This window comes from Gluconacetobacter tumulisoli (genome assembly GCF_014174155.1).
Taxonomy (GTDB): domain Bacteria; phylum Pseudomonadota; class Alphaproteobacteria; order Acetobacterales; family Acetobacteraceae; genus Gluconacetobacter; species Gluconacetobacter tumulisoli.
This window is the reverse complement of the sequence record NZ_JABEQM010000003.1, coordinates 134,424-160,896: the sequence shown is the minus strand read 5'-3', so window position 1 is coordinate 160,896 and position 26,473 is coordinate 134,424. Positions and strand designations below refer to the sequence as shown.

Annotated in this window: 21 protein-coding genes; 10 read left to right on the top strand and 11 right to left on the bottom strand. The window is 67.9% G+C overall.

What is annotated here, in order from left to right:
* Positions 1–158 precede the first annotated feature (158 nt).
* The gene (locus tag HLH28_RS04985) at positions 159–1,175 is read right to left on the bottom strand and encodes a zinc-binding alcohol dehydrogenase family protein (protein ID WP_182955383.1); all 1,017 of its coding nucleotides are present in this window, start codon (positions 1,173–1,175) and stop codon (positions 159–161) included.
* Positions 1,176–1,273: 98 nt separating this feature from the next.
* On the opposite strand from HLH28_RS04985, the gene HLH28_RS04980 reads away from it, so the two are divergent.
* From HLH28_RS04980 to aroE, 3 genes are all read left to right on the top strand, one after another.
* The gene (locus tag HLH28_RS04980) at positions 1,274–1,633 is read left to right on the top strand and encodes a winged helix-turn-helix transcriptional regulator (protein WP_182955381.1); all 360 of its coding nucleotides are present in this window, start codon (positions 1,274–1,276) and stop codon (positions 1,631–1,633) included.
* Entirely contained in the window at positions 1,582–2,658 is a 1,077-nt protein-coding gene (locus HLH28_RS04975) for a LacI family DNA-binding transcriptional regulator (protein WP_408869820.1), read from the top strand. The genes HLH28_RS04980 and HLH28_RS04975 overlap by 52 nt, the downstream gene beginning before the upstream one ends.
* Before the next feature lie 109 nt (positions 2,659–2,767).
* Positions 2,768–3,628, top strand: coding sequence for a shikimate dehydrogenase (gene aroE, locus HLH28_RS04970; RefSeq protein ID WP_182955378.1), 861 nt, complete (start codon positions 2,768–2,770; stop codon positions 3,626–3,628).
* Here the strand turns inward: aroE and HLH28_RS04965 are convergent.
* The 8 genes from HLH28_RS04965 to HLH28_RS04930 all read right to left on the bottom strand — a co-directional run bounded on the left by HLH28_RS04965 (position 3,598) and on the right by HLH28_RS04930 (position 14,321).
* Positions 3,598–5,064: an FAD/NAD(P)-binding protein gene (locus HLH28_RS04965; protein ID WP_182955376.1), complete on the bottom strand. Its 1,467-nt coding sequence runs from the start codon at positions 5,062–5,064 to the stop codon at positions 3,598–3,600. The two genes, aroE and HLH28_RS04965, sit on opposite strands and share 31 nt — an antisense overlap.
* A 38-nt stretch (positions 5,065–5,102) precedes the next feature.
* Entirely contained in the window at positions 5,103–6,068 is a 966-nt protein-coding gene (locus HLH28_RS04960; protein WP_220789937.1) for an aliphatic sulfonate ABC transporter substrate-binding protein, read from the bottom strand.
* The gene (locus tag HLH28_RS04955) at positions 6,065–7,444 is read right to left on the bottom strand and encodes an LLM class flavin-dependent oxidoreductase (protein ID WP_182955372.1); all 1,380 of its coding nucleotides are present in this window, start codon (positions 7,442–7,444) and stop codon (positions 6,065–6,067) included. The genes HLH28_RS04960 and HLH28_RS04955 overlap by 4 nt, the downstream gene beginning before the upstream one ends.
* Before the next feature lie 23 nt (positions 7,445–7,467).
* A complete protein-coding gene (locus HLH28_RS04950) occupies positions 7,468–9,783 on the bottom strand; it encodes a TonB-dependent receptor family protein (RefSeq protein WP_408869818.1) in 2,316 nt (771 codons plus the stop codon).
* Between the two features lie 121 nt (positions 9,784–9,904).
* Positions 9,905–10,429, bottom strand: a complete 525-nt coding sequence (locus HLH28_RS04945; protein ID WP_182955369.1) for a flavin reductase — start codon at positions 10,427–10,429, stop codon at positions 9,905–9,907.
* A gap of 22 nt (positions 10,430–10,451) precedes the next feature.
* Positions 10,452–11,630 carry an FMNH2-dependent alkanesulfonate monooxygenase gene (gene ssuD / locus HLH28_RS04940; RefSeq protein WP_182955367.1) on the bottom strand — a complete coding sequence of 393 codons (1,179 nt, stop codon included), beginning with the start codon at positions 11,628–11,630 and terminating at the stop codon, positions 10,452–10,454.
* A gap of 1 nt (position 11,631) precedes the next feature.
* Positions 11,632–13,074 carry an LLM class flavin-dependent oxidoreductase gene (locus tag HLH28_RS04935; protein ID WP_246395681.1) on the bottom strand — a complete coding sequence of 481 codons (1,443 nt, stop codon included), beginning with the start codon at positions 13,072–13,074 and terminating at the stop codon, positions 11,632–11,634.
* Positions 13,071–14,321, bottom strand: coding sequence for an acyl-CoA dehydrogenase family protein (locus tag HLH28_RS04930; RefSeq protein WP_182955364.1), 1,251 nt, complete (start codon positions 14,319–14,321; stop codon positions 13,071–13,073). Before HLH28_RS04930 ends, HLH28_RS04935 begins: the two co-directional genes overlap by 4 nt.
* A 397-nt stretch (positions 14,322–14,718) precedes the next feature.
* On the opposite strand from HLH28_RS04930, the gene HLH28_RS04925 reads away from it, so the two are divergent.
* From HLH28_RS04925 to HLH28_RS04900, 6 genes are all read left to right on the top strand, one after another.
* Positions 14,719–16,413: an ABC transporter substrate-binding protein gene (locus HLH28_RS04925; RefSeq protein WP_182955361.1), complete on the top strand. Its 1,695-nt coding sequence runs from the start codon at positions 14,719–14,721 to the stop codon at positions 16,411–16,413.
* Complete coding sequence (locus tag HLH28_RS04920) at positions 16,410–17,393, top strand: ABC transporter permease (RefSeq protein ID WP_182955359.1); 984 nt, start codon at positions 16,410–16,412, stop codon at positions 17,391–17,393. The genes HLH28_RS04925 and HLH28_RS04920 overlap by 4 nt, the downstream gene beginning before the upstream one ends.
* Positions 17,390–18,250: an ABC transporter permease gene (locus HLH28_RS04915; protein ID WP_182955356.1), complete on the top strand. Its 861-nt coding sequence runs from the start codon at positions 17,390–17,392 to the stop codon at positions 18,248–18,250. Before HLH28_RS04920 ends, HLH28_RS04915 begins: the two co-directional genes overlap by 4 nt.
* Positions 18,247–19,902 carry a dipeptide ABC transporter ATP-binding protein gene (locus HLH28_RS04910; protein WP_182955354.1) on the top strand — a complete coding sequence of 552 codons (1,656 nt, stop codon included), beginning with the start codon at positions 18,247–18,249 and terminating at the stop codon, positions 19,900–19,902. The genes HLH28_RS04915 and HLH28_RS04910 overlap by 4 nt, the downstream gene beginning before the upstream one ends.
* 79 nt (positions 19,903–19,981) lie before the next feature.
* Positions 19,982–20,959, top strand: coding sequence for an aldo/keto reductase (locus HLH28_RS04905; protein ID WP_182955351.1), 978 nt, complete (start codon positions 19,982–19,984; stop codon positions 20,957–20,959).
* 13 nt (positions 20,960–20,972) lie between these two features.
* A complete protein-coding gene (locus HLH28_RS04900; RefSeq protein WP_182955348.1) occupies positions 20,973–21,521 on the top strand; it encodes a GNAT family N-acetyltransferase in 549 nt (182 codons plus the stop codon).
* A 19-nt stretch (positions 21,522–21,540) separates the two neighbouring features.
* Here the strand turns inward: HLH28_RS04900 and HLH28_RS04895 are convergent, their stop codons facing one another.
* Together HLH28_RS04895 and HLH28_RS04890 are read right to left on the bottom strand one after the other, a co-directional pair.
* Entirely contained in the window at positions 21,541–23,733 is a 2,193-nt protein-coding gene (locus HLH28_RS04895; RefSeq protein WP_246395680.1) for a beta-N-acetylhexosaminidase, read from the bottom strand.
* A gap of 98 nt (positions 23,734–23,831) precedes the next feature.
* Positions 23,832–24,974 (bottom strand): ROK family transcriptional regulator, encoded by a 1,143-nt coding sequence (locus HLH28_RS04890; RefSeq protein ID WP_182955346.1) that lies wholly within the window; start codon positions 24,972–24,974, stop codon positions 23,832–23,834.
* Between the two features lie 162 nt (positions 24,975–25,136).
* On the opposite strand from HLH28_RS04890, the gene gluP reads away from it, so the two are divergent.
* Complete coding sequence (gluP, locus tag HLH28_RS04885) at positions 25,137–26,456, top strand: glucose/galactose MFS transporter (RefSeq protein WP_182955343.1); 1,320 nt, start codon at positions 25,137–25,139, stop codon at positions 26,454–26,456.
* Positions 26,457–26,473 lie beyond the last annotated feature (17 nt).

Below are 26,473 nucleotides of genomic sequence, written 5' to 3'. Positions count from 1 at the left end.
TGTGTCGCTGAGGCAGCCATCCGGCGGCATCGCCCCGCGCTGTCGGGGAAACGCGCGGCGACGGCACGCACATCCGGGCGGCAGCCGCCGGACGCCCCGGCCTGGTCGTCACCCCCGATCCCGGTCTGTCATGATCGATCTTCCTTGCCCCCGACCCGTCAGGCGAAACCTTCCAGCACGATCTTGCCGCGTGCCCGGCCGCTTTCGATCAGCGCGTGCGCCCGACGCAGATTGGCGGCCGTGATCGGGCCGGCCTGTTCCGACAGGGTGGTGCGCAGGGTGCCGGCATCCACCAGCCGCGCGACCTCGTCCAGGATCGCGCCCTGGGCCGCCATGTCCGCGGTCCGGAACATCGAACGGGTGAACATCAATTCCCAGTGCACCGAGAGACTCTTGCCCTTGAACGGCAGGATGTCGAGCGCCGGCGGATCATCGATCAGGCCCATGTGGCCCTGCGGCGCCAGCAATTCCACGATATCCGCCAGGTGCCGGTCGGTCTGGGTGGTGGAAAAGACGAATCCCGGCGCCCCCGTCGGCAGCGCCGCCACCTGCGACGCCAGGGGATGCGTGTGATCGATCACGTGATGCGCGCCCAGTCCGGACACCCAGGATGCCGTTTCCGGCCGTGACGCGGTGGCGATCACCGCAAGGTCGGTCAGCCCGCGCACCAGCTGGATCGCCATCGACCCGACACCCCCGGCCCCGCCGACGATCAGGATCGCGGGTGTCACGCCCGGCACGGGCCTGCGGATATCCAGGCGGTCGAACAGCATTTCCCACGCAGTCAGCGCCGTCAGCGGCAGGGCGGCCGCCTGCGCCCAGCCCAGCGAACGCGGCTTGCGGCCGACGATCCGTTCGTCCACCGAATGGAATTCGGCGTTCGTGCCCTGTCGCCCCAGCGCCCCGGCATAGAAGACCTCGTCCCCCACGGCGAAGCGCGTCGCCTCCGGCCCGACCGCGACGACCACTCCGGCCGCGTCCCAGCCCAGCACCTTCCATGCCCCGGCCGCCGGTTCGGCGCGCAGGCGCACCTTGGTGTCGACCGGATTGACCGACACCGCGCGGACCGCGACGAGAATGTCGTGGCCCGCGACGTCGGGCCGGGGCAGTTCGATATCGACCAGGGCATCGTCGGCCGTGATCGGGCGGGATTTCTGATAGCCAACGGCACGCATGGCGGGGCCCCTTCTTGTCCTGAATCCAGATGCGCCCTTATGCTTTTCCGGCGCAAGAACGCACATTCCGCACCCATAGTATGGGAAATGATACTGCCATGCCCCGCACCCGCCATGCCCGCCTCGACTGCTCGCCCGGCTGCGCGGTCGAGGCCACGCTGCAATTCATCGACGGAAAATGGAAGGGCGTGATCCTGTTCCATCTGTTCGAACGCACCATGCGCTTCAGCGAACTGCGCCGCCGCCTGGCCAGTGTCACGCAACGCATGCTGACGGCGCAGCTGCGCGAACTGGAACGCGACGGGCTGGTCGCCCGCACGATCCATCCTGAAATCCCACCCCGGGTGGAATACAGCCTGACCGAACGCGGACGCACGCTGCATCCGGTCATCATGGTCCTCAAGGACTGGGGCGACATGCATGCCCTCCCGGCGCCCGCCCCCTCGGCGGCCGCCTGACCGGCAGGAGGCCGACCATTCGCCCGGTATCATCCGTCGACGTCGCGAAGCTCGCCGGCGTCTCGCAATCCGCGGTATCGCGCACCTTCTCGCCGGACGGCAGCGTGTCCGCCGCCACGCGCGAAAAGGTGCTGGCCGCCGCCGCCGCACTGGGGTACCGGCCCAATCGCATTCCCGCCATCATGCTGTCGGGCCGGTCACACATGGTCGGGGTGGTCGTCGGCGGGCTCGACAACCCGTTTTATGCCACCGTCCTGGACCGCTTCGCCGTCGCCCTGCGCGAGATCGGGCTGCAGGTCCTGCTGGTCCAGGTCGCAGATTCCGTGGCCCTGGACGATGCGCTGGACCAGTTGGCAGGATATCGGGTCGATGCCGCCGTCACGGCCCTTGCGGTCGGCACCCAGCGGGCCGCCGACGCGCTGTCCGCTCTGCGGATTCCCATCATCTGTTTCAATTCCCGCCTGACCTCGCCATGGATTTCCACGGTGCAGTCGGACAACCGGACGGCGGGCCGGGACGCCGCCGACCTGCTGGCGGATCGCGGCGTCCGGCGACCCGCCTGGATGGCCGGACCCCGCGCAAACGCGGCGTCGCAGGAACGGGGCCGGGGCTTCGCGGAACGGCTGGCGGCCCGTGGGCTGCCGTCCCCCACGCTGCTGCGCGGCGACGACACCTACCAGGGGGGCCAGGATGCCGTCCGCCGCCTGCTGTCGACGTCTCCGCCGCCGGACGGGCTGTTCTGCGGCAACGACCTGATGGCCTGCGGGGCGATCGACGCCCTGCGGCAGGCAGGCGGCCTGTCGATCCCCCGCGACGTGCGGGTCGTGGGATATGACGACATCCCCCAGGCATCATGGCAGAGCTACGACCTGACATCGTTCGACCAGCAGGTGGAGCGGATGGTGGCGGCCACCCTGGACCTGCTGGCCGGGGCCCTCGCCGGGCCGCCGGGACCGACGGGGGGCCGGACGGTGCGCATTCCCGTGCGGCTGGTCCCGCGGGGCAGCACCCGCCAGGGTGGGTGACTTTCTTGCATAGCTATGCAATGCTGACGCCTGGCCGAAGACGGGCAGGCCGTCCGCGCCCTCTCCCGCACCGGCATTCGACGATCCGCGTTTTCAGGAGGTCTTCATCATGTCGTCCCAAACGTTCCTTGCCGCGCTGACGGGTTCCTTCTCCACCCCCTGCGCCGACAACCCGACCGTCGCGATGATCGAGGCCGCGTATCGGCACCACGACATGAACGCCCGCTACATCAATTGCGACGTGAAGGCCGATGGCCTGGCCGACGCCGTCCGGGGCGCCGTGGCCATGGGCTGGGCCGGGTTCAACTGCTCCATCCCCCACAAGGTCGCTGTGCTGGCGCATCTGGATACGCTGGCGGATTCGGCCGCCATCATCGGGGCGGTCAATTGCGTGGTCATCCGCGACGGCCGGCTGACCGGCGAAAACACCGACGGCAAGGGCTTCCTGGAATCCCTCTCCAGCGTCACGGACCCGAAGGGCAAGAGCTTCTGCCTGCTCGGCGCCGGGGGTGCTGCGCGCGCGATCGCCGTGGAACTGGCCCTGGCGGGGGCCCGTCACCTGACGATCGTCAACCGCGACCCCGCACGCGGCCAGGACATCGCGACGCTGATCAACGACAGGACGGCGGCCGAGGCCACGTTCCTGCCCTGGACCGAAAGGTTCGCGATCCCGCAGGACATCGACGTGCTGATCAATGCGACATCCGTCGGGCTCGGCGATGCCGAGGCCATGCCCGACATCGATCCGGACAGCCTGCGCGACGGGATGGTCGTCGCCGACGTCATTCCCAACCCGCCCCGCACGGCGCTGCTGCGCGCGGCCCATGACCGCGGCTGCACCACGCTGGACGGACTGGGCATGCTGGTGAACCAGGGGGTGATCAGCATCAGGCTCTGGTTCGGGCAGGACGTGGACGCTGCGGTCATGGCCCGCCAGCTTCAGGACATCTTCGGCGTCGCCAAGGCGTAAGGCGGTTCCTCCCCCTCGCCTATGCGCTGGGGACCGACGGCCTCCCGGATGGTGGCGGCGACCATCTGGGCGTTGACCGTGACCTCCGGCAGGCCCATCAGTTCGCCGAACGTCCCCCGCGACAGCGGCCCGGCGACCAGCAGCGTCGGATGGGCCCGGCCGGACGACACGGCGTGGCCCGCGCGGTCCGTGTGCAGCCCCAACCCGGCCGGATCGCGCTCCAGATAGCCCTGGCGCGCCAGGTCGGCCAGGAAAGGCTGGGACGACAGGATGCGGGCATGGTCCGGCCCGGTCGTCGTCACGATCGCGTCGACCGTCATCCGCCGCTCCGCTTCGCCGCGGGGCCGGATGGCGACGTCGAACGACCCGGCACGCCGCGCCGCGCCCGTCAGGCGACCCGCCTCGATGCGCAGCATTCCGGCGGCGATGCGACGGTCCAGCACCCGTTCGGCCTGCGGGGCAATGCGAAAGCGCCGCACATCCCAGAACGGCCGCAGATGCCGGACCAGGCGCCGTTGCTCGGCCGGGTTCAGGGCGGCCCAGATCGGCCCGGCCTGGCGGCGCAACGCGTTGAAGATCGTCTGCCAGGGCTGGTCCGGATTGTCGCGCAGGGTGCGGCGCACCCGGCGCAACAGTCCCCGGGCGGAACCTTCAGCGCCGGTCGAAAAATCCCCCCAGGCCGTGGCATTGTCGCTCAGATCCCCATGCGACCGCTGCCCCCGGCGCGACAGGGCGGTGATCGGCCCCCGATGCCCCGCGGCGTCAAGGGTGGACACCACGTCGGCCATGCTCAGGCCGGTCCCCACGATCAGCACCCGATCGTCCGTGCCGATGGCATCCAGCGCGCCGACCGCCCAGGGATCGGCGATGAACATGGTCCCGCCCGACGCTTTAGCCTCCACGGCCAGGTCCGCCAGGCACGCAGGCGGGGCGGGCGGCGGGTGGGAGGTCGCGATGACCACGATATCGGCAGAGGTCCGGCGACCGTCATCCGTGTCGATCCGCCACCCTCCGGCCTCGTCCGGCCGTACCGCCGTCACCCGGGCGCGCCGGTGTTCCACCCGCCCTTCGGCAAGCCGTGGGGCCAGCCGCGCCGCGATGTAACGTCCGAAGACCGACCGAGCGGGATAGACCGCCCCGTTCGGCAAGCGGGCCTCCGGATCACCCTCCAGCACCCCGTCCCGCTCCAGCCACGCCCGGAAATCGTCCGGTTCGTCGGTCGACAGGCTCATCCGCGCGGCGGGGACGTTGATGCGGTGATTCGGATCCTGCGCGCCATAGGCGACCCCCGCCCCCAGGGTCGGGCGCGGTTCGAAGACGACGACCGGCGCTGCCACCGTTCCCGTACCGGTGCCGGCGCCCGTCAGGTGATAGGCGACGGCCGCGCCGGTAAAGCCGCCGCCGATGATCGCGACGCGGTGGGATCGACTGGTCATGGGGTTCTTTCGGTTCAAGGTGCGGTTCAACGGGACATTCAGCCGGTCCACATCGCGTCGCGGACCTTCACCCGCGCCGGCAGCAATCCGTTGCCGGACAGCAGGTCGGCGATGGCCTGCTGCTCGGCCGCCACGCCGTCGTCCATCGGCGACACGGCCAGCGGCAGCCGGGCGACCGCGACGCGGATCACGTCGGGTGGCAGGCCGGTATCGGATGCAATGGCCGCAACCAGGTCCGGCTGGTGTGTCCGCGCCCAGTCGTGGGACCGGGACAGGGCCTGCAACACTGCCCGGACCGCCGGCGGATCGGCTTCGGCGAAGGCGCGGGACGCCAGCAGGAACTGCCGGTTGCCCGTCAGCCCGTCGGCATCGGCCAGGACACGCGCCCCGCCGGTTGCCTGCTCGGCCGCCAGATAAGGGTCCCAGATCGCCCAGGCATCGATCCGCCCCATGTCGAACGCCGCGCGCGCCGAAGCGGGGACCAGATTGACGACATGAACGTCGCGGATCGTCAGGCCGGCCTTCGCCAGGGCCGCCAGCACCAGGTAATGAACGTTGGAACCCCGATTGAAAGCGATGCTGCGCCCCTTCAGGTCGGCGACCTGGGTGATCGGACCCGAAGCGCGCACCAGGATCGCCTCGCCCTGGGGTGCGCGGGCGCCATGGCCGACATAGACCAGCCGATCGGGCCATGCCGCCTGCGCAAACACTGGCGGCGCATCGCCGGTTTCGGCGAAATCGATGGCGCCGGCGGCCAGGGCCTGCAACATCTGCGGTCCCGCCACGAATTCCGACCAGACGACGTCATGGCCCAGCGGGGCCAGCACCTGCTCCAGCAGGCCGGAATGCTTCAGCACGATCAGCGTGCCATAGCGCTGATAGCCGACCCGGACGGTCCGGGCCGCGGCGCGGGCGCCATGCCCCACGGCCAGCAGGGACAATCCGGCGGCCAGAACCGCGCGGCGCCCCGCAAGGCCCGTGCGGGCCATCGAATGATTCGTCACGGCATCTCCTCTGTCGCCCTGCACCGGACACGGCTGCCCGGATGGTCGTTCCCCAGCCTGTCGCCCCGGCCGAACACTTTTTCGCGCAGCGTACCGGGCCGGTACGCCCGTTTGTAGATCCCACGACGCTGCAGGACGGGCACGATCAGGTCCACGACATCGCCAAAGCTTTCCGGCGTTACGGCATAGGCCAGGTTGAACCCGTCCACCCCGGTCCGCACGACCCGGTCTTCCAGCAGATCGGCGATCCGTTCCGGGCCGCCGACGATGGTCGTCCCCATTCCGCCGATCGCCGCATGTTCGGCCAGTTCGCGCACGGTCCACGCCTTTTTCGGATCCTGCACCGTCAACGCATCCACCGCGGAATGGATCGCGTCGTTGCGGATATGGCGCACCGGGTCGTCGGGGGCGTAGCGCGAGAAATCGATTCCCGTCCAGCCCGACAGCAGGGTCAGCGCGCCCTCCAGGCTGACGTAACGCCGGTAATCCTCCCATTTCGCCTGTGCCTCGGCATCCGTGCGGCCGGTCACGATCGTCAGCAGCGAGAAGATCAGAGGATCGCCGTCATGCCGCCCCAGCGCACGCGCCCGCCGACGCAGGTCGGCGATGCCCCCGGCCACGATATCCGCCGACGGGCTGGCCAGGAAAACGCATTCCGCATGCCGGGACGCGAAATCCCGCCCCCGGGTCGAGGCCCCGGCCTGGTACAGCATCGGCGTCCGCTGCGCCGAGGGTTCGCACAGGTGAATGGCGTCCAGGCTGAAATGCGCGCCGTCATGGACGATCCGATGCACCCTGTCGGGGTCGATGAAGATCCCCCGTTCGACATCCCGCAGGATCGCCCCGTCCTGCCAGCTTTCCTCCCACAGGCGATAGACGACCTGCATATATTCGTCGGCGATCTCGTACCGGGTGTCGTAGGCGGCCTGGCCGCCCTTCCCCGCGCCCTTCGCCGCGCTGTTCAGGTAGCCGGTGACGATGTTCCACCCGATCCGCCCGTCGGTCAGATGGTCCAGCGTCGACATCCGCCGCGCGAAGGGGTACGGATGTTCATACGACAGGGTGCAGGTCAGGCCGAAGCCCAGATGCGCGGTCGCCGCCGCCATGGCCGGCACCAGCATCGCCGGATCATTGACGGGCACCTGGGCGGCGTTCCGCAACGCGGCGCGTGGATCGCCCCCATACACGTCGTAGACCCCCAGCACATCCGCCAGGAACAGCCCGTCGAACAGCCCGCGTTCCAGCAGGCGCGCCAGGTCGGTCCAGTATCCCAGCGTCCGATAGGCGGCCGACCGGTCGCGGGGATGCCGCCACAGCCCGCTGGCCTGGTGCGAGACGCAGTTCATGTCGAAGGCGTTCAGCCGGATTTCGGCCATGACCGAAATTCCCCCGATCCCGGTCAGTCGAAACCGACCGAAACCCCGGCGAACACGCCCAGCCCGTCGCCCGGCTGCATGACCGCAAGCTCCTTGCCGGCCGCGATATACCCCGGAACGACGATGGCGGCGTAATGGGTGTTCGCAAGATTGTTGACGCTGAGGAAGACCTGCCGATGCTTGCCGGGCCAGTCATACCCGACATTCAGATTGTAGATATGGTACGAGGGCGCGAAATAGGTTTCGTCATAGGACGCACCGACCTTGGACGAGACCTGGGCATTGAACCCGGCATAGAAACCGGCCTTCGTATCCAGGTGGATTTCTCCCTGGTAGAAATGTTCGGGAATGCCCGGCAAGCGGTTATGGCCGAAGGTCGCATCGTGGCGGAAACGGAAATCCTGCCAAGTATAGGCCTGGCGCAGCGACAGCGTGTTGCCCGCCCACCGATACAGGGTCGTCTCCAGCGAGGCCTCGACCCCCTGGTGGGTCGTGGGCGACGCATTGCCGTAGATCGTCGCGCCCACCGCCTGCGATTGCGGCGTCATGACCGACAGCAATTCGTTACGGACGTCCGAATGGTAATAGGTCAGGCTCCAGCGATTTTGCAGCGCATGGCCGGTCGTGCCGATCTCGTACGTCGTGGCGGTCTGGTTGCGCAGCTTGCCGGCCCCCGAATTCATGCCGGCCTGCGGGGTGCCGGCCGGGAAATATGGCCCGGCATAATTCAGGTTCCAGTCATTGGGCGGTTGCAGGCTGCGGCTGACATTGCCGTACAGATCGACATGCGGGGTGATGACATACCGAAACCCGCCGCGCGGCACGAAATTGACCGATGATTCGGCGAAGTTCGTCCCCGCCGCCGTTGCGGGAAAGGGCACGCCCGACGATTTCTGCACGAAGGCGAGCGCACTGGCTGTGGTCAGCCAGAAATTGTCGAACAGTTCGGTATTGTTCCGAATATGGAAATAATTTTCGGTCCCGCCATAGGTGACGTGACGCAGCATCTGGCCGATCGGCAGGCCGACCAGGTTGGCGGTCTGCACCCGCACCCGGTTGCTCTGCCACGCTTCCAGGTCGGTCGTGGTCATGAACCCGAACTGCGTGTCGCTCTTGTGTCCCGCCAGCACGTCATGGCGCTTGTAGTTCAGGACGCCGGCCACGGTCTTGTAGCCCCAGACCTGGGAATTCTTCTGCGTCTCGATATCGATCGGCGCGTCCTGGTAATTGAATCCCAGCTCCAGCTTCGACCGGTCGTCCAGGTCGATGGTCGTCATGTTGCCGTAATATTTGCTGCCCGGCTGGATGCGGATCGATCCCCATGCCTGGTACGGCGCCTGCGCCTGCTTGGGGTTTTCCAGGATCTGGCTGCGCGTCAGATATCCGGGATAGCCGTTTTCCGTCTGCCGGTAGCGGAAGAAGAACCGGGTCGACACCCGATCGTTGAACCGGTAGCCGAAATTGGCGTTGACGCCGAAGCTGTTGGCCCTGGTCTGCGCCTGGTACCCGGCGCGATAGGAATTGGTCACGCTGATATAGTAATCGGCCTTGCCGATGACCTTGCCGGAACTGATCTGTTCCTTGTGATATCCGAAACTTCCGGCCTCGACCCGCGCCTGGTAGGTCTGCGCGTCATATCCCGTCTGGGTCACGTAATTGATGGCGCCCCCCAGTTGCAGCCCGCCATAATCGAACGCGTTGGCGCCGCGCAGGACTTCGGTATAGCGAAGGCCCAGGGGCTCGAACAATTCATAGGGCGTGCCGGCCGGCGTCGTGACCGGCAGGCCGTCGAACATCATCAGGATGCCGGAACGGAAATAATTGGTGCCGACCTGGATCCCGGATCCGCGGATCGACAGCCGCAGCCCGTCACCCCCGCCCGAGGATTGGGCGAACACGCCGGGCTGGAAGGCCAACGCGTCGGCATTGGTGAAATTCCGCCCTTTCAACACCTGCCTGGCATCGATGACGGTCGCCGCCCCCGGCAGGGATTCCAGCTGCACGCGGGCCGTATCGGCGGGCGACAGCCGATGCGTCGCCACGACGATGTCCTCGCCACGGCTGGCGGCAACCGCCTGGATCTTCGTCTTCGGTGACGGGGTGATCGCATGCCGGACGGGCGTCGCGGGACGCGCGGCGGTGTCGGCCCGGGCCTCCGCCATCACCAGGGTCGCCGGCAACAGCGCCAGCGCCGACGGGCCAAGCAGCAGATGCGCGCGACGGGGCAGCAGATTCATGAAGAGCGGGGCCGGGAAAAGGCCGGAATAGGACAGGCGGCGCATCGGAATGGACTTCCATGGGCAGGGTGCGAAGAGAGGCAGGTCAAAATAAACCGTCATTAATGATGAATATTTTTCATTTCTAGAAAAAATTCCAGTAATTCGAGATAGTTCATTTTAATTACCATTTTTATCGTGAAATAGAGGCGCCAGGATGTCTCCACATCATGCCGGCGGGACGTCAGTCCCCGGCCGGCACGCTGTTGTAGCGACGGCCGAACCAGACCAGCCCGTCAGCGGCGTCGTCCGGCAGATGGACATCGACCACCCGTGCGAACACGACCGTATGGGTTCCGGCCTCGACCGTGTGGTCGATGGTACAATCGAACGTCACCAGCGCGTCCTCCAGTACCGGCGCGCCGGTCGCACCCTGCCGCCAGTTTGCCCCGGCGAAACGATCCTCCATCGTCTTCGACCGGCTGCCGAAGCCCGACGACAGCCCGTGCTGCGCGCCGTTCAGGACATTCACCGCAAGCACCCCGTGGTCCAGGATATGCGGATGCGCGCCGGTTGCGCGGTTGATGCAGACCAGCAGCGTCGGCGGCGCGTCCGATACGCTGCACACCGCCGAAGCCGTGAAGCCGTGCCGGCCGCGCGGGCCATCGGTGGTCACGATCGTTACCGCGCCGGCCAGCAGGGCCATGCCGTCGCGGAACCGCTCCGGGGCCAGTACCGTCGGCGAAGGAGGAAGGACGATCTCGTTCATGTCCATGGTCCTGCCGCGACCGTCAGGCCGCACGATGGTCCGGGCGCGGACCGGGGCGATGATCGCCGGCAATCGTCTCGCCGAACGGGCCCATGTTGCTGATCGTCGCCATGGGGCGCACCGGATGCGCGGTCGGCAGCAGCGGCAGGACCAGTTCGCCGAACTGATATGCTTCCTCCAGGTGCGGATAGCCCGAAAAGATGAACGTATCGACGCCCAGCCTGCGATATTCGTCTATCCGTTCCGCCACCGTCGCCGGATCGCCCACCAGCGCGGTCCCGGCACCGCCGCGTACCAGCCCGACGCCCGCCCACAGATTGGGGCTGACCTCCAGCCGGTCGCGCCGCCCGCCATGCAGGGCGCTCATGCGCGCCTGGCCCACGGAATCCATCCGCGCGAAAACCTTCTGCGCCTCGGAAATGGTCGCATCGTCCAGATGGCTGATCAGGCGATCGGCCTCGGCCCAGGCGGCCTGGGTGGTTTCGCGCACGATGACATGCAGGCGGATGCCGAACGACAGTTCGCGCCCCCGCGCCTTCGCCTTCCGGCGGGCATGGGCGATCTTCTCCGCCACCTGCGCCGGCGGTTCGCCCCAGGTCAGGTACTTGTCGATATGCCGGGCCGCCACATCGACACCGGCCTCGGACGACCCGCCGAAATAGAGCGGCGGCCCGTTTTCCTGGAAGGACGGGAACAGCAGGCGCCCGTCCTCGATCCGGAAATGAGGCCCGACATGATTGACCGTCTCGCCGCGCAGCAGGGCGCGATAGATCTCCAGGAACTCGTCCGTGATCTGATAGCGTTCGGCGTGATCGGCGAAGAATCCATCGCCGCCATTTTCCTTCGGGTCGCCGCCGGTCACGATGTTGATCAGCAGGCGGCCGCTGGAAATCCTGTCCAGGGTTGCGGTCATGCGGGCCGACAGGGTCGGCGATTGCAGGCCGGGACGCACGGCTATCAGGAAACGCAGGCGCTCGGTCGACGGCACCAGGGCCGACGCGATCACCCAGCTGTCCTCGCAGCTTCGCCCGGTCGGAATCAGCACGCCGTAGAACCCCAACGAATCAGCCGCGCGCGCCACCTGCTGCAGATAGGGCAGATCAACTGGACGACCGCCCTTCTGGGTGCCCAGGTAACGGGAATCGCCATGGGTCGGCAGGAACCACAGCGCGTTGATCTTGTCGGGAACCGCAACACTCATGTCAGGATGCCTTGATGGAAGAAAGGTCGGGAAACAGCGGTGGGGTCGGGGTCGCCAGCGCGGCCGGGTCGCGATAGCGCGCGGCGGCGTGGTACGACGGCAGGTGCGCGCGCCCCGCGCCGAACAGCCTCTCGCGCAGGGTCTCGCCATCTGTATAGGCGGTGCGATAGCGTCCCCGGCGCTGCAGTTCGGGAACGATCAGGTTGATGAAATCCCGTGCTGTATCGAACGAGTGGTACTGGCGCAGGTTGATCCCGTCGATCCCGTCCACGTCCAGCCAGCTTTCGATCGCGTCCGCCACGCGGCCGGGCGTGCCGGCGACGAAATATCGTCCCTCATCGAAACGTGCGATCTGTTCCAATGCGCTGCCGACGGTCTGCCCGGGATGGAAACGTCGTCCCATGTTGCCGAACCGGGCGCCCTCGCGCGCCAGCACGCTTTCGATCGTGTCGTTCGGGTCGTAGCGCCGCAGGTCGATCTCGGACTGGGCGTGAATCAGCGCGCCCTCCACGCTGTAGAAATGCCGGTAATCCCGCAGCTTGGCCTGCGCCTGCGCGTCGGTGGTCGCGGTAATGATGCCGGCCTGGACGATGAAGCGGATATCGTCCGGGCGACGGCCATGCGCCTGCGCGCGCCGCCGGGTGGCCGCGATGTTGCGCCGGACATCCTCGGTCGTCTGGCCGCCGATGAACACGACCTCCGCATGGCGGGCGGCATATTCCAGACCGGCAGGCGATCCGGTGGCCTGGAACAGGACCGGTGTGCGCTGGGCCGTCGGCTGCACCAGATGCGGCCCGGCGACACGAAAATATGCGCCGTGATGGTCGATGGTGCGGACCCGGTCCGGGTCGGTATGGATGTCGCGCGCCCGATCGGCGACGACCGCATCGCCGTCCCAGCTTCCTTCCCATAATTTATAGAGCACATCGATATATTCGTCCGCGATGACATAGCGTTCGTCATGCGGGACTTCATCGTCCAGGCCGAAATTGCGCGCGGCGCTGCGCAGGTACGACGTCACGATGTTCCACCCGACGCGCCCGCCCGTCAGCAGGTCCAGGGTCGACATGCGGCGCGCAAAGGCGAAAGGCGGTTCGTAGGTCGTCGAGAACGTCACCCCGAACCCCAGATTCCGCGTTACCGCCGCCATCGCAGGCACCAGCATCAGCGGATCGAGGTTGGGGATCTGCACCCCCTGCCGCAGGGCCGCCGCCGTCCCGTCGCCGAACCGGTCGTACGTCCCGACCACGTCCGCCAGGAAGATGGCGTCGAACAACCCTTCTTCGGCCAGTTGCGCGACCTCGGTCCAGTATGACAATTCACCGAAGCGATGGCGGTTGTTGCCGGGCGCGCGCCACATGCCATGGACGATATGGCCGACGCACGCCATTTCGAACAGGTTGACATGCAACTGCTTGCGGCCGGGGGCGATCCGCGGACTCATGCCCTCGGCTCCTGCGCCTGGCGGGCGGCGGCGGCACGCCAGGCGGAATCCAGCGGCGTGCCGTTCAGGACCAGGTCGCCCAGGGCCCGTTCACGCTGGATCGCCGGATTATGCGCCGCCAGCACCCGCGCGTTGCGCCAGTGCCGATCCAGCGCCAGGGTGGCGCTGGTGGCCGACGCACCGCCGACCTCGAACAACAGGGTTGCCGCCTCCAGCGTCTGTTCCAGGACGATCTGCTGGGCCAGGAAGGCATCGCGTTCCGCCTGGGCATACAGGTCATGGTCATCGACGCCCGCCGTCCAGGCCGGCGACGCCGCGTCCAGCGTACGGACGGCGGCATCGACCAGCGCGGCGGTGGAATAGGACAGCGCGGACAGCCGGCCGACGACCCGCTGCACCAGCGGATCGTGACGCTGGCTGACCTTGCCCGGCACGCCGAAGGTACGGGTGCGCGGCCGCACGAAGGCCCCCGCATCGCGCACGACCGCGCGGGCGATCCCCGCCAGCGTGGCCAGGTGGAACAACTGGTAATAGGCCGTCAGATATCCGCTGGTCGGGAAGGATCCGAACGATGTGCGAAGCAGGATGTCGACATCCGGCACGCGCACCCCGTCGAACTGCGTTGTGCCGCTGCCGGTCAGGCGCTGGCCGAACCCATCCCAATCGTCCCGGCGCGTCACCCCGGCGGCGGTGGCCGGAACCGCGAGTTGCACCCGGTCGTCGCCGTCGGCGGCTACGGCGACGATCCAGTCGGCATACAACGTGCCGGTGGCATAATATTTGACGCCGTCCAGCCGCCAATCCTGTCCGTCGCGGGACAGGATTGTGCTGGTGCCGGTGCTGTCGGACTGTTCGGCCATCGCCGCGCCGAACAGCGCGCCGCCGGATACCAGGTCGAACCAGCGTCCCGCCCGATCGGCATCCCGATCATGCAGGCGCCCCTCGACAAAGGCGAAATGGGCGCGGACAATCTGCGGCAGGTTGGGATCCGCCTCGGCCAGGTCCACCAGCAGACGGAACAGCTGCGTCAAACCGATACCGGCGCCGCCGTGCCGCACAGGCACCCGCAACGCCCCGAACCCGGCTTCGCGCAGCCACTGGACCGGTTCATAGGCCAGCGCGCGGTCACGTTCGCGCGCCACGGCACCTGCCGCAATCCGGTCGAAAACCGGGCGCAGCCGATCCCCCACGGTCCCCACCGGGGAAACCTGGCCATTCTCCGGCACGTCTCTCGACAACGAATTCATGGTCGGTGCGCTTTCCGTCTCAAATAACGATTTTATAATGTTATTAATTCGTTCATACGGACATTATCAACGATTCAACGCGAGTCAACCGGATAAGACAATCCCACTAAATTGTGTGTTATTTTCAACCGGGAATCTGACAACATATTGTTATATCGTGTCTTATTGTGTGACCTGACGCGACCCGAGCGCCGCCACGCCCCCGATCGGGCGGGAACCGTCGCGCGCGCCTGCCCTTGCAAACAATCGCCCTACCCTGGCCTTCCGACGACGACAGGCATCGCAATTCGGCGAGCACGAATCCCCCTTGCGCCGATAAAATAACATGAATACGATAAATTGAGTGTTATATTTTTAACATACACTTTATATTAGTTAAATTAACCCGGGACACTCAATGCCGACCAGCGCTACCCGTCTCGCGCCGCAGACCCCGCCATCCGGCCGCCGCGCCCCACGGACGGTCCGGTACGCCACGATCCTGACGGCAGCGGCCCTGGTTGCGGGAACCGGCGGATGCCGGCGCCACGCCCCCCGGCAGGACGCGCAGACGCCGGTCCAGGGGGGCACGCTGGTCTATGCCACCGACCGCGAACCGATCTGCCTGGACCCGCATGTGCAGGGCGACATGCCGCAGGTCTTCGTCGCCGGACAATATCTGGATTCACTCGTCGCCATGGACCGGTCGGGAAAGATCCTGCCCTGGCTCGCGACCGACTGGACGGTCTCGGATAACGGGCGGACCTATGTTTTCCACCTGCGCCACGACGTGACGTTCACCGACGGCACGCCCTTCACGGCGGCGGCGGTCCGGGCGAACCTCGATCACGTGGTCGACCCGCATACGCAATCCAGCACGGCGGGCGGCTATATCCGGCAATATGCAGGCACCGACGTGCCTGACGACTACACCGCGATCGTGCATCTCAAGACACCCTATGCCGCGTTCCTCGAGGTCCTGGCCCAGGGATTCCTGGGCATCGAATCCCCCAGGGCGCTGGCCCGCCCGCGTGACGAGAACTGCCAGTCGCCCGTCGGCTCCGGCCCCTTTCGCATCGTCAGCTGGGACCGGCAGAACGAGATCGTCATGGTCCGCAACCCGGCCTATCACTGGGGGCCGCCCACCGCGCTGCATGCCGGCCCGGCCCGGCTGGACCGGATCGAATGGCGCTTCATCCCCGAACCATCCGTCCGCTTCGCCGCGTTGCAGGCCGGCGAGGTCGACGTGATAGATTCCCTCCCGCCCGAGGCCGAAACCCCGGCGCTGCGCAATCCGGACCTGCGCCTGCTGGTCGCGGACCGACCGGGCAACCCGACCAACGGCACGCTGAACATCCGCCGCGCGCCGTTCGACGACATCCGCGTGCGCGAGGCCTTCATCCGCTCGGCCGACATCGATGGCGCGCTGGCCAGCGTCTATTTCCATCATTACCGCCGCGCCGGCGGCCCGCTCAGCCCCTCGACCCCGTTCTACAGCGCGGATTTCGAGCATCACGCCGATTACGATCCCGACCGGGCCCGCGTGCTGCTGGACGCGGCCGGATGGACGGGACGGAACGCGGAGGGGATCCGCACCCGCAACGGCGCGCCGCTGGTCGTCCATGTGCCGCTGAAGGCATCGCTTTCGGCATCCGAACGCACATTGTGGGAACAGGTGCAGGCGACCGCGCGGCAGACCGGCTTCGACCTCCGGCTGGAAAACGCCGACGATACCACCGTCAATGAGCGCGAGGGACGATGGGATTACGATGTCCGCATCGGTTACTGGAACACGAATACCGCCGATGTCCTGCGGATCGTCTTTTCCAGCGCGTTCCTGGGCGCAGCCGGCGTCGCCGGACATCACCAGAACGAATCCGGGTTCAGCGATCCGGCCTTCGACACCGTGGTGAACGACGCGCTGCTGACCACCGACACCGACCGCCGGCGCGCCCTCTACTATCGGGCGCAGGCGATCGCGGCGTCGCAGTTCCTGCAGGTGACCACCTATCCGCAGAGCACCCGCCTGGCGATCTCCAGCGCGGTGCATGACGTCCGGCTGGAACCGTCGCTGAACGTCACCAGCCTCTATGATTCATGGGTGACACGATGACCGGACCGATTGTTTCGCCGGAACGGCCCGCGCGGGGGCGCATCTGCCTTCTGGCCCGAAGGGCCGCGCTGCGCGTGGGGGGCGGGGTGCTGGTCCTGTTCGCCGCCGCCACCCTGACCTTCGCCGCGCTGCACCTGACGCCGGGCGACCCCGTCACCGCGATCCTGGGCGGCCCGTCGGCGGATCCCACGCCCGAAACCATTGCCGCCGCACGACGGGAATACGGCCTGGACCGCCCGCTGCCCGTCCAGTACGGCCTGTATATCGCCCGGCTGGCGCAGGGGAACCTGGGCCAGTCCTTTTCGCAGCACATGCCCGTCCTGGCGGTTCTGCGCACGCAGGCGCCCCCGACGCTGGAACTGATGCTGGCCGCATTGGCCCTGGCGTGGATCCTGGCCCTGGCCTCGGTGCTGCTGACCGCGCGCAGGGGGCCGGCCGGCGCCGTGGCCTCGGTCATCGAGACGATCGGCGCCGGCCTGCCGCAATTCTGGCTGGGCATCCTGCTGCTGTGGGCGCTGGCGTTCGAATTGCGGCTATTTCCCCCGGCGGGCAATGCCGGGCCGCTGTCGCTGGTCCTGCCGGCCTTGTCGCTGGCGATCCCGCTGGGCGGCTTCATCGCGCAGGTGACGCGGGAATCGTTCGACCTGGCGCTGGACCAGCCCTTCATCTTGTCCGCGCGCGCCCGGGGCCTGGGGGACCGGGCGGTGCGGCTGCGCCACGCGCTGCGCCATGCCCTGCTGCCGGGCATCAGCCTGTCCGCCTGGGCGATCGGCGCGCTGGTCGGCAACGCCGTGCCCATCGAGACCATCTTCTCGCGCAAGGGCCTGGGGCGGGAATTGTTCCTGGCCGTCGCGACCCACGACATGCCGCTGGTGACGGGCATCGTCCTGTTCATCGCCGTCATCTACATCCTGGCCGGGCTTGCGGCCGATACGCTCTACGTCCTCGTCGACCCCCGCATGAAGGCGCCCCGGTCATGACCAGCATTCCTTTTGCGGGCAGGCGCCCGCCCGCCCTGTCCTGGCGGTTGCCGATCCGCCATGCCGGCGTGGCGCTGGCCCTGTTGTACCTGGTCCTGCTGACGGGCGCGGCCATCGTCCCGCACGCCTTTACCCACGCCGACCCGCTGGCCATCGCCCCGCGCGACGCCTTTCACCCGCCGGGCTGGCAGCATCCGTTCGGGACCGACCAGTCCGGCCGCGACATCCTGACGCGGGTGATCTATGGCGCGCGGCAATCGCTGCTGCTGGGCGGCGGCGCGATCACGCTGTCCCTGTCGATCGCCATCGTGCTGGCGCTGGTCGGCGGACTGGGTGGCCCGATGGCCGCGCAGGGCGTCCGCTGGCTGCTGGACGTGCTGTTCGCCTTCCCGACCCTGGTCCTGGCGCTGCTGTTCACCGCGACCCTGGGCACCGGCGTGGGCCCTCTGATCGTCGCCGTCGGGGTCGGCAGCGCGGCGGGCTATGCCCGCATGGTGTTCGGGCAGGTGCTGTCGGTCCGGCGCGCAGGCTATGTCGAGGCCGCACGGGCGCTGGGCCATGGCCCGCTTCGCATTATCCGCCGGCATATCCTGCCCAACGCGTTCCGGCCGCTGGTGGTGACGGCGACCATGGGCGTCGGGCAGACCATCGTCTGGTCGGCGGCGCTCTCGTTCCTCGGGCTGGGCGCCCCGCCCCCCGCTGCCGAATGGGGCACGATGCTGTCGATGGGCCGCGATTTCGTCGCCGAAGCCTGGTGGATGACCCTCTTTCCCGGCCTGGCGATCGTCCTGACCATGCTGTCCACCACCACCGCCGGCCGTGCCCTGCAACGTCGGATCGAAGGCCGCGCGGCATGACCGTCCCGCCACGCGACGACGCGACGCTGGTCGTCGAACGCCTGTCGGTCGCCTTCCCCGGCCGGGGGGGCGACGAGGTCGCGGTCCGCGACATCTCGTTCACCCTGCGGCCGGGCCGTGTGGTGGCGCTGGTCGGGGAATCCGGATCGGGCAAGAGCGTCACCGCGCGTACCCTGATCGGCCTGGCCGGCCCGAACGCGCGGATTTCCGCATCGCGCCTGTCGCTGGGCGGCCGCGACCTGCTGTCCCTCCCGCCACGGGCCTGGCGCGACCTGCGCGGACGGGATATCGGCATGGTCCTGCAGGATGCGCTGGTGGCGCTCGATCCGCTGCGGCCGGTCGGACATGAAATCGCCGAGGCCCTGGCGGCCCATGGCTGGGGCACGCGCGACAGCCGGCGTCGCCGCGTGCAGGACCTGCTGGGCCAGGTCGGCATTCCCGACCCCGCCCTGCGCGCGCGCCAGCGGTCGGACGAACTGTCGGGCGGGCTGCGGCAACGCGCCCTGATCGCCAGCGCCATCGCGATGGACCCGCCGCTGCTGATCGCGGACGAACCCACGACCGCCCTGGACCCGTCGGTACAGGCGCAGATCCTGGATCTTCTCGCCACGCTGCGGGACCGGGGCACCGGCCTGCTGATCATCAGCCACGACCTGGGCTTCGTCGCCCGCCTGGCGGACGAAATCGTGGTCCTGCGCCATGGCGGGGTCGTGGAACAGGGCGACACGCGGCGGATCCTGGCCCACCCCGACCATCCCTACACCCGCGCCCTGCTGGACGCCGCCCCCGGCCGGCAGCCCAGGCGGCCTGCGCCCCCGGCCACCGGCGACAGGGCCCCGCCCCTGCTGACGGCGCACGGCCTGTCGATCACGATGCGCGGCCCCGACCATGTCGACCGCCGCATCGTCGAGGACGTCGGCTTCGCGCTGCACCCCGGCCGGACCCTTGGGCTGATCGGCGAATCCGGGTCGGGAAAGACCACCACCGCCCGCATGGTCATGGGTTTCGCGCGTCCCGATTCCGGCGACATCGCCTTCCTGGACGCTCCGTGGGTGACCACCGGCCGGCACCCGGTTGCGGAACGCGAACGGCGGGCCCGCCGGCACGCCATGGCGATGATCTACCAGGATCCGCTGGGTTCGTTCGACCCGCGCTGGACCGTGCGCGAGATCCTGTCCGACGCGCTGACGGCGGGCGGTCAGCCAGGAACGACGCACGACCACGCCATCACGGCCCTGCTGGAACGCGTGCGGCTGCCGGCCGCACTGGCCGGCCGCCTGCCCCGGACCCTGTCGGGCGGCCAGCGGCAGCGCGTGGCGATCGCCCGCGCCGTGGCGGTGCGCCCCGCCGTGATCGTGTGCGACGAACCGGTCTCGGCGCTCGACGTCTCGGTCCAGGCGCAGGTGCTGGGACTTCTGGACGAATTGCAGCGGGACCTGGGCGTGGCCTATCTGTTCATCTCCCACGACCTGGGGGTCATCCGGCAGATGTGCGACGACGTGCTGGTCATGCGCCACGGCCGCATCGTCGAGGCCGGACCGGCCGGCGAAGTCCTGTCCGCGCCACGCCACCCCTTCACCCGGACGCTGGTCGCGGCCGCCGATCATCTGTCGGCGCTTCCCCCATCGGCCCCCCGCATCGGCGCGTCATGATTGACACGGAGCAGGCCGTTCTGCTGCCTTTCCGCCAGCCACACATCCGCCGACAGGCCCGACGCAAGGGAATCCCACCATGGATTATACAAGACTGGGCCGCAGCGGCCTCCAGGTCTCGCGCATCTGCCTGGGATGCATGACCTATGGCATCCCGGACCGCGGCAACCATTCCTGGACCCTGGACGAGGAGGCCAGCCGCCCCCTGATCCGCCAGGCGCTGGAGGCCGGGATCACCTTCCTGGACACCGCCAACAGCTATTCCGACGGCACGTCCGAGGAAATCGTCGGCCGGGCCATCCGCGATTTCGCCCGCCGGGACGAGATCGTGCTGGCGACCAAGGTCTTCTTCCCCGTGCGCAGCGGGCCGAACGGATCCGGCCTGTCGCGCCGCGCCATCCTGGCCGAGATCGACAACAGCCTGCGCCGCCTGGGCACCGACTATGTCGATCTGTACCAGATCCATCGCTGGGATCCGCACACGCCGATCGAGGAAACGATGGAGGCCCTGCACGATGTCGTAAAGGCCGGCAAGGCGCGCTACATCGGCGCATCGTCGATGTTCGCCTGGCAGTTCGCCAAGGCCATCTATACCGCCCGCCTGAACGGATGGACCGAATTCGTGTCCATGCAGGACCATCTGAACCTGCTGAACCGCGAGGAAGAGCGCGAAATGCTGCCCTTCTGCCGCGACCAGGGGATCGGTGTCCTGCCCTGGAGCCCGCTGGCACGCGGCCTGCTGGCCAGGGACTGGCGCGACAGCACCGTCCGCCAGGAAACCGACAAGGTCACGCGCGCCCTCTATACCGCGACGGTCGAGGCCGACCGGGCGACGATCGACGCGGTCGGCCGGATCGCACAGGCCCGCGGCGTGCCGCGCGCACAGGTCGCCATGGCGTGGCTGCTGCAACAGCCCGGGGTTACCGCGCCGATCGTCGGCGCGTCGAAGCCCGGCCATCTGGACGACGCGCTGGCCGCCCTGTCCCTGACCCTGGACGACGCGGAGATTGCGGCGCTGGAGGCCCCGTACGTCCCCCATCCGGTCGTTGGATTCTAAGCGACCGATCCCCATGACGGACACGACACCCCTCCCCGCCGTACGGCCGGCGACGATCGCGGACCTGCCCGCCATCACCGCGATCTACGCCTGGCACGTGCGACACGGCACCGCATCGTTCGAGACTGAGGCTCCCGACCTGGCCGACATGACGCGGCGCCACAACAGCGTGGTATCGGCGGGCTACCCCTACCTGGTGGCCGAACACGCGGGTACCGTCGTCGGATACGCCTATGCGGGGCCGTACCATACGCGCGCCGCCTATCGCGATACGGTCGAGGATTCGATCTACCTGCATCCGGACATGACCGGCCGGGGGATCGGCGGGGCATTGCTGGCCGCCCTGCTGGACGCATGCACGGCGCGCGGCTTCCGCCAGATGGTGGCGGTGGTCGGCGACAGCGACAATCTGCCGTCCGTGCGGCTGCATGAACGCCACGGCTTTCGCAACGCCGGCACGTTGCACGCCGTCGGATACAAGCATGGGCGCTGGCTGGATATCGTCCTGCTGCAACGCCCGCTGGGCGACGGCGACGCCACGCCGCCGTCCCGCGGGGCCTGATACCGCCAGGCGGCGAGCTTCAGTCCAGGCCCGCCAGGGCACGGACGCCCGGCGTGATGTCCTGAAGCAGGTCCGCCGGCGGCTGGGGCGCCGCACGGCTGACGACCATGTTGGCCGATGCCGCCACCGCCTGGTCCTGCCGGGCCAGCAGGGCGCTGGTCGCAGCCCGCCACTGCGTGTCTTTCCGTCCCGCCAGGGCGTCCAGCCCGGCCTGCGCCAGGGCCTTCAGTTCCTGCGAGGCCGGACGGGCCTCTTCCAGGATCGGGTGACCCGCCGATACCGCCTGGAATGCCACGTCATTGTCGCGCCAGCGCGTCAGCATGGTCTCCAGCACCGGGCGGACCGAACGGTCGCCGGCCACGTAACGATGTGCCAGATCGTCGAACCGCTCGGCCGCCAGGCTGTCGGGCGCGGCGATGTCGCTGGGCGTGTTCATCCGCTGTTCGGGCGCAATTTTCGTTCCGTGGAACACCAGATGATTATGGCCGTAATTCCTGATCGGGCTGGTCGCATCGGCCAGGGCCAGCACCGGCCCCGCATCGCCGGGCGACAGCCGCGCGGCCATGCGGTAGCGATTGGCCTGCGCCTGCAGCCCTGTCACGCATAATTCGTCCTGCACCACGGCCAGCCGGCGATACATGTCGCGCACGTCGCGCACCGACGCCGGCGACCAGAACCGTTCGGCGATGGCGGCGGACCGCGGCCACAGCCGGGCGTCCAGCATTTCGTCGGTCACGACCTCCGTCCAGAGCGGGGCCTCGCCCCCCATCACCAGCCTGTCCTGGACCGGGGTCATCGTCGCCGACGGATCGAGCTTGAGGGCATCGGCCATGGCGCCCAGTTTCGGGCGGAGCTTTTCCGCCAGTTCCGGCGCCAGCCCGCTGGCCCGTGGATCCAGCGGGTCGACCAGGTAATGTTCCGACGCGGGCAGCAGAAAATCGAGGTAATAACCCGCCGAGACTACTACCGGATGCCCCGCCCGCGTGGCGGACGCAATGAATTTCGACCCCCGCCACGCCTCGACGACGACGTTGTCGGGAATCGGCGCCTCCGAGACCTCGTCCCATCCCATCATGATCTTGCCCTGGTCCTGAAGGATCTTCTGGATCCGGGCGGTGAACCTGGCCTGCAATTGCTGCGTGGTGGCGAAGCCATGCTGCGTCATGAAGGCGGCGATCGCGGGATTCTTCGTCCATTGCGTGGGCGAGACCTCGTCGCCGCCGGCATGGAAATAGCGATCGGGGAACAGACGCCCCATTTCGCCATACAGACGGCGAAGGAAACGATAGCTTTCTTCCAGCGTCGGGTTGATCGCCGCCACATTGACCTGATGGCGGTCGCCGGGCACCGGGGCCTGCGACGCCAGTTCGGGATAGGCCAGCAGCAGCGCGAACGAATGGCCCGGCGTGTCGAATTCCGGAACGATGCGGATTCCCCGGTCCGCCGCATAGGCGACCAGGTCGCGGATCTGGTCCTGCGTGTAGTACTGGCCATGGGACGCCACACGCGTCAGCCTGGGAAAGACGCGGCTTTCGACGCGGAAGCCCTGGCCGTCGCTCAGATGCAGGTGCAGGACATCCAGCTTCACCATCTCCATGGCGTCGATCTGGCGTTTCAGGGTCTCGATCGTCATGAAATGACGCGAGACATCGATCATGACGCCGCGCCACGCGAAGCGCGGCGCATCGTCGATCCGCGCATAGGCGATGGACGGCTGCTGCGGCCCGGCCTGCACCAATTGCAGCAGCGTGGCAAGGCCATGCAGCACGCCCGCAGGGCCGTCCGCCACAAGGTCGATTCCGTTTGCGTCGACCGTCAGCCTGTACTGCTCGCGCGCCGCAATGCTCAGATAGCCCGGATCGGAACCGACACGGATATGCAGGGGGATCGCCCCCCCTCCCGGCGCGTCGGGGGCCGGCGCCGGAATGCCGCCCAGCGCCGCCAGACGCGCGGTGAAGCGCCCGACCGCCCGGTCCAGCAGCGCCGTCCGCGTGCCCTCCCAGACCACCGACAGGCCGGCAGGAATCGGCAGGCTGCCCGTATCGAACTGGGCGGACGCGGGTTGCGGCATCAGGGCCGGCGCCGCCTGTGCCATGCCGGCCGCGGACAGCAGGGCCGCCATCGCGACGCCCACGCCCCGCGCGGCGCGGCCCAGATACGCGCACGTGCGGCCGCGCGTCGGACGGCGCGTCCGAACGTCGTTTCCCGTCATCGGGCTCTCCTTGTCTTCCCTGTTTTCATATGGATTGTTCGAAAGCATGAACGGGCCGGCAGAACATCCCCTCGCGGCGCGCGGTTTCAAAGGGGCTCTCACCGGTCCAGGCCGAACAGGAATTGCTGTGCCGCCAGGCTGGCCGCACCGCTGGCAAAGCCGTCCTTCTGCGCGTCACGCAGATAGAGCGTCGCCTGCCCATCCGGCCGGCGCATGACGTGGGCCTCGACCGTCTGCTGGACCATTGCGCCGAACACCTCCCCTTTCAGGGCGGTGTCGAGCATGATGACCACGTGGCTGGGATCGAACATCTGAATCAGCTGCGCGATCGCAATTCCCAGCGCCGACGCCGCACGATGCAGAATGGCCAGGGCCTCCGGCCGGCCGGTCTGGGCCATCTGCGCCAGTTCGGCGATATCGGACGGCAGGCCCGCCTGGCGCGCCGCCGCCCGGATGGCCTGCAGGGTCGCCACCGTCTCCAGGCATCCCCGCTTGCCGCACCGGCAGGGCAACGCGCCGATGGTCCCGCCGTCCAGGACGACCGGCGCATGCGAAATTTCACCCGCGCCGCCGTTATGGCCGCGATGCAGCCGCCCGTCGACGATATGCGCGCATCCGATGCCGTCGCCGACCGCGATCATGCTGAAATCGGGACAATCCCGCATGATGCCGAACAGCTGCTCACCCAGGATCAGGGCATTGGCATCGTTTTCGATATAGGCAGGAATATCGCACAAAGTCGCCAGATAGCCGACGATGTCGACATTGCTCCACCCCAGCGCCGTCGAATACAGGCAGGTGGTGCGGTCGCGCGATACGAATCCCGGCAGGGCGATGCCGATTCCCGATATCGGCCCGACCGGCTGCCCTGCGCGGGACAACAGGGTCGGCAAGGCCTCGACCAGTTCGGTCAGGCATTGTTCGTGCCCGCGGCGTCGGGGCAGTTCCATCCGCGCGCGGGGCGCACCGTGCAGGTCGGTCAGCAGCAGGATGGTCGGGTCGGCCTGCAGGGAAATGCCGACGAAGCTGGCGGCGTTTGCTTCCAGCCCCAGCAGGACCGAGGGCCTGCCCTGCCCGAACACCAGTTCGCGTTCGCCAAGGATTCCCCGTCCGATCAATTCCTTGGTCAGCATGGAAATGCTGGCCTTGCTCAGGCCAGTAACCCCCGCAAGATCGGTGCGGCTCATGGTGCCGGAGCGGCTGATCGCGGTCAGGATCTGGTACTGTGCCGGTGTAAACATGGATGTGCGAGCCCGTCCTGTCGTCGGCACTTATTTCGATTGATAAACTATAAAACTGTCAATAGCGTATTTTTTTGACAAAACGAATCCGTCATTCGTGACGGATACAGAACAGGCATGCATCATGCCCTCGACCACGCAGAACCGAAAGAACGACCACCCATGCCCGCTCGATTCAAAAGTCCCGCCGGCCCCTATGGCTGGCTGCCCATCGTGATGCTGGGCAGCCTGTTTTTCATGATCGGCTTCGTCACCTGGCTGAACGGGCCGCTGATCTCGTTCGTGCAGGTTGCATTCGACATCAGCGACGTCAGCGCCTTCCTGATCCCGCTGGTGTTCTACCTGTCCTATTTCCTGTTCCCGGTGCCGGCGTCGTTCATCACCGCCAGGACGGGCCTGAAGAAAGGGCTGGCGCTGGCCCTGGTGGTCATGGCGGCGGGCGTGGCCCTGTTCGGCCAGTTCATCAGCCTGCGCTGGTATCCCGGGGCACTGGGCGGGCTGGTGGTACTGGGCGCTGGGCTGTCGCTGCTGCAGATCACGATCAATCCCTATGTCAGCGTCCTCGGCCCGATCGAGAACGCGGCCCAGCGCATCGCAATCATGGGCGTGTGCAACAAATTCGCCGGCATCGTCGCGCCGATCGCCCTTGCGGTCCTTGTCATGCGCGACATCGGCGGGGTCGCGAACCGGATTCGCGCCACGACCGATCCCATCGCGCGTGACCGCATCCTCGACGGCTTCACCCATGCCGTGTACCTGCCCTATCTGGGCATGGCGCTGGTCCTGCTGCTGGCGTCGGCCTGGGTCCTGCGCTCCTCCCTGCCGGACATCGATCTGGAGGCAACCGCCGCAGCCGGGACGACCGCCGGCGCCCCCCTGTCCGCATCATGCCAGGCCGCCCCGCCGCGGGCGCGCCTGCTGTTCGGCGTGCTGGGCATGTTCCTGTACGTGGGCGTCGAAGTCATGGCGGGCGATGCCATCGGCACCTACGGCCGGGGCTTCGGCCTGCCGCTGGATACGACCAAATTCTTCACCGCACTGACGCTGGCGGCCATGATGGTCGGCTATGTCGGCGGGCTGCTGTTCGTGCCGCGCCTGCTGTCGCAGGAACGCTGCCTGGTCGTGTCGGCGGCAACTGGCATCGTCCTGACGGTCTGCGCCTTCCTGACCAGCGGATATGCCTCCGTCGCCTGCGTGGCGCTGCTGGGCCTGGCGAATGCCATGATCCTGCCGACCCTGTTTCCGATTTCCATCCGCGGCATGGGCAATGCCACGGGGCGGGCTTCGGCCTACCTGGTCATGGCGTTCTCGGGCGGGGCCGTCCTGCCGCAGATCTTCGTGGCCCTGAAGCAGTTCCACGATTTCCAGGCCGTCTTCGCCGGCATCATGATCCCCGCCTATCTCTATATCCTGCTGTTCGGGCTGCATGTCCTGAAGGATCACGGGGCGCGGCAGGCCATGGCCCCGCTGGTGCCGCAATAACGCGCCCGACCGGGGTC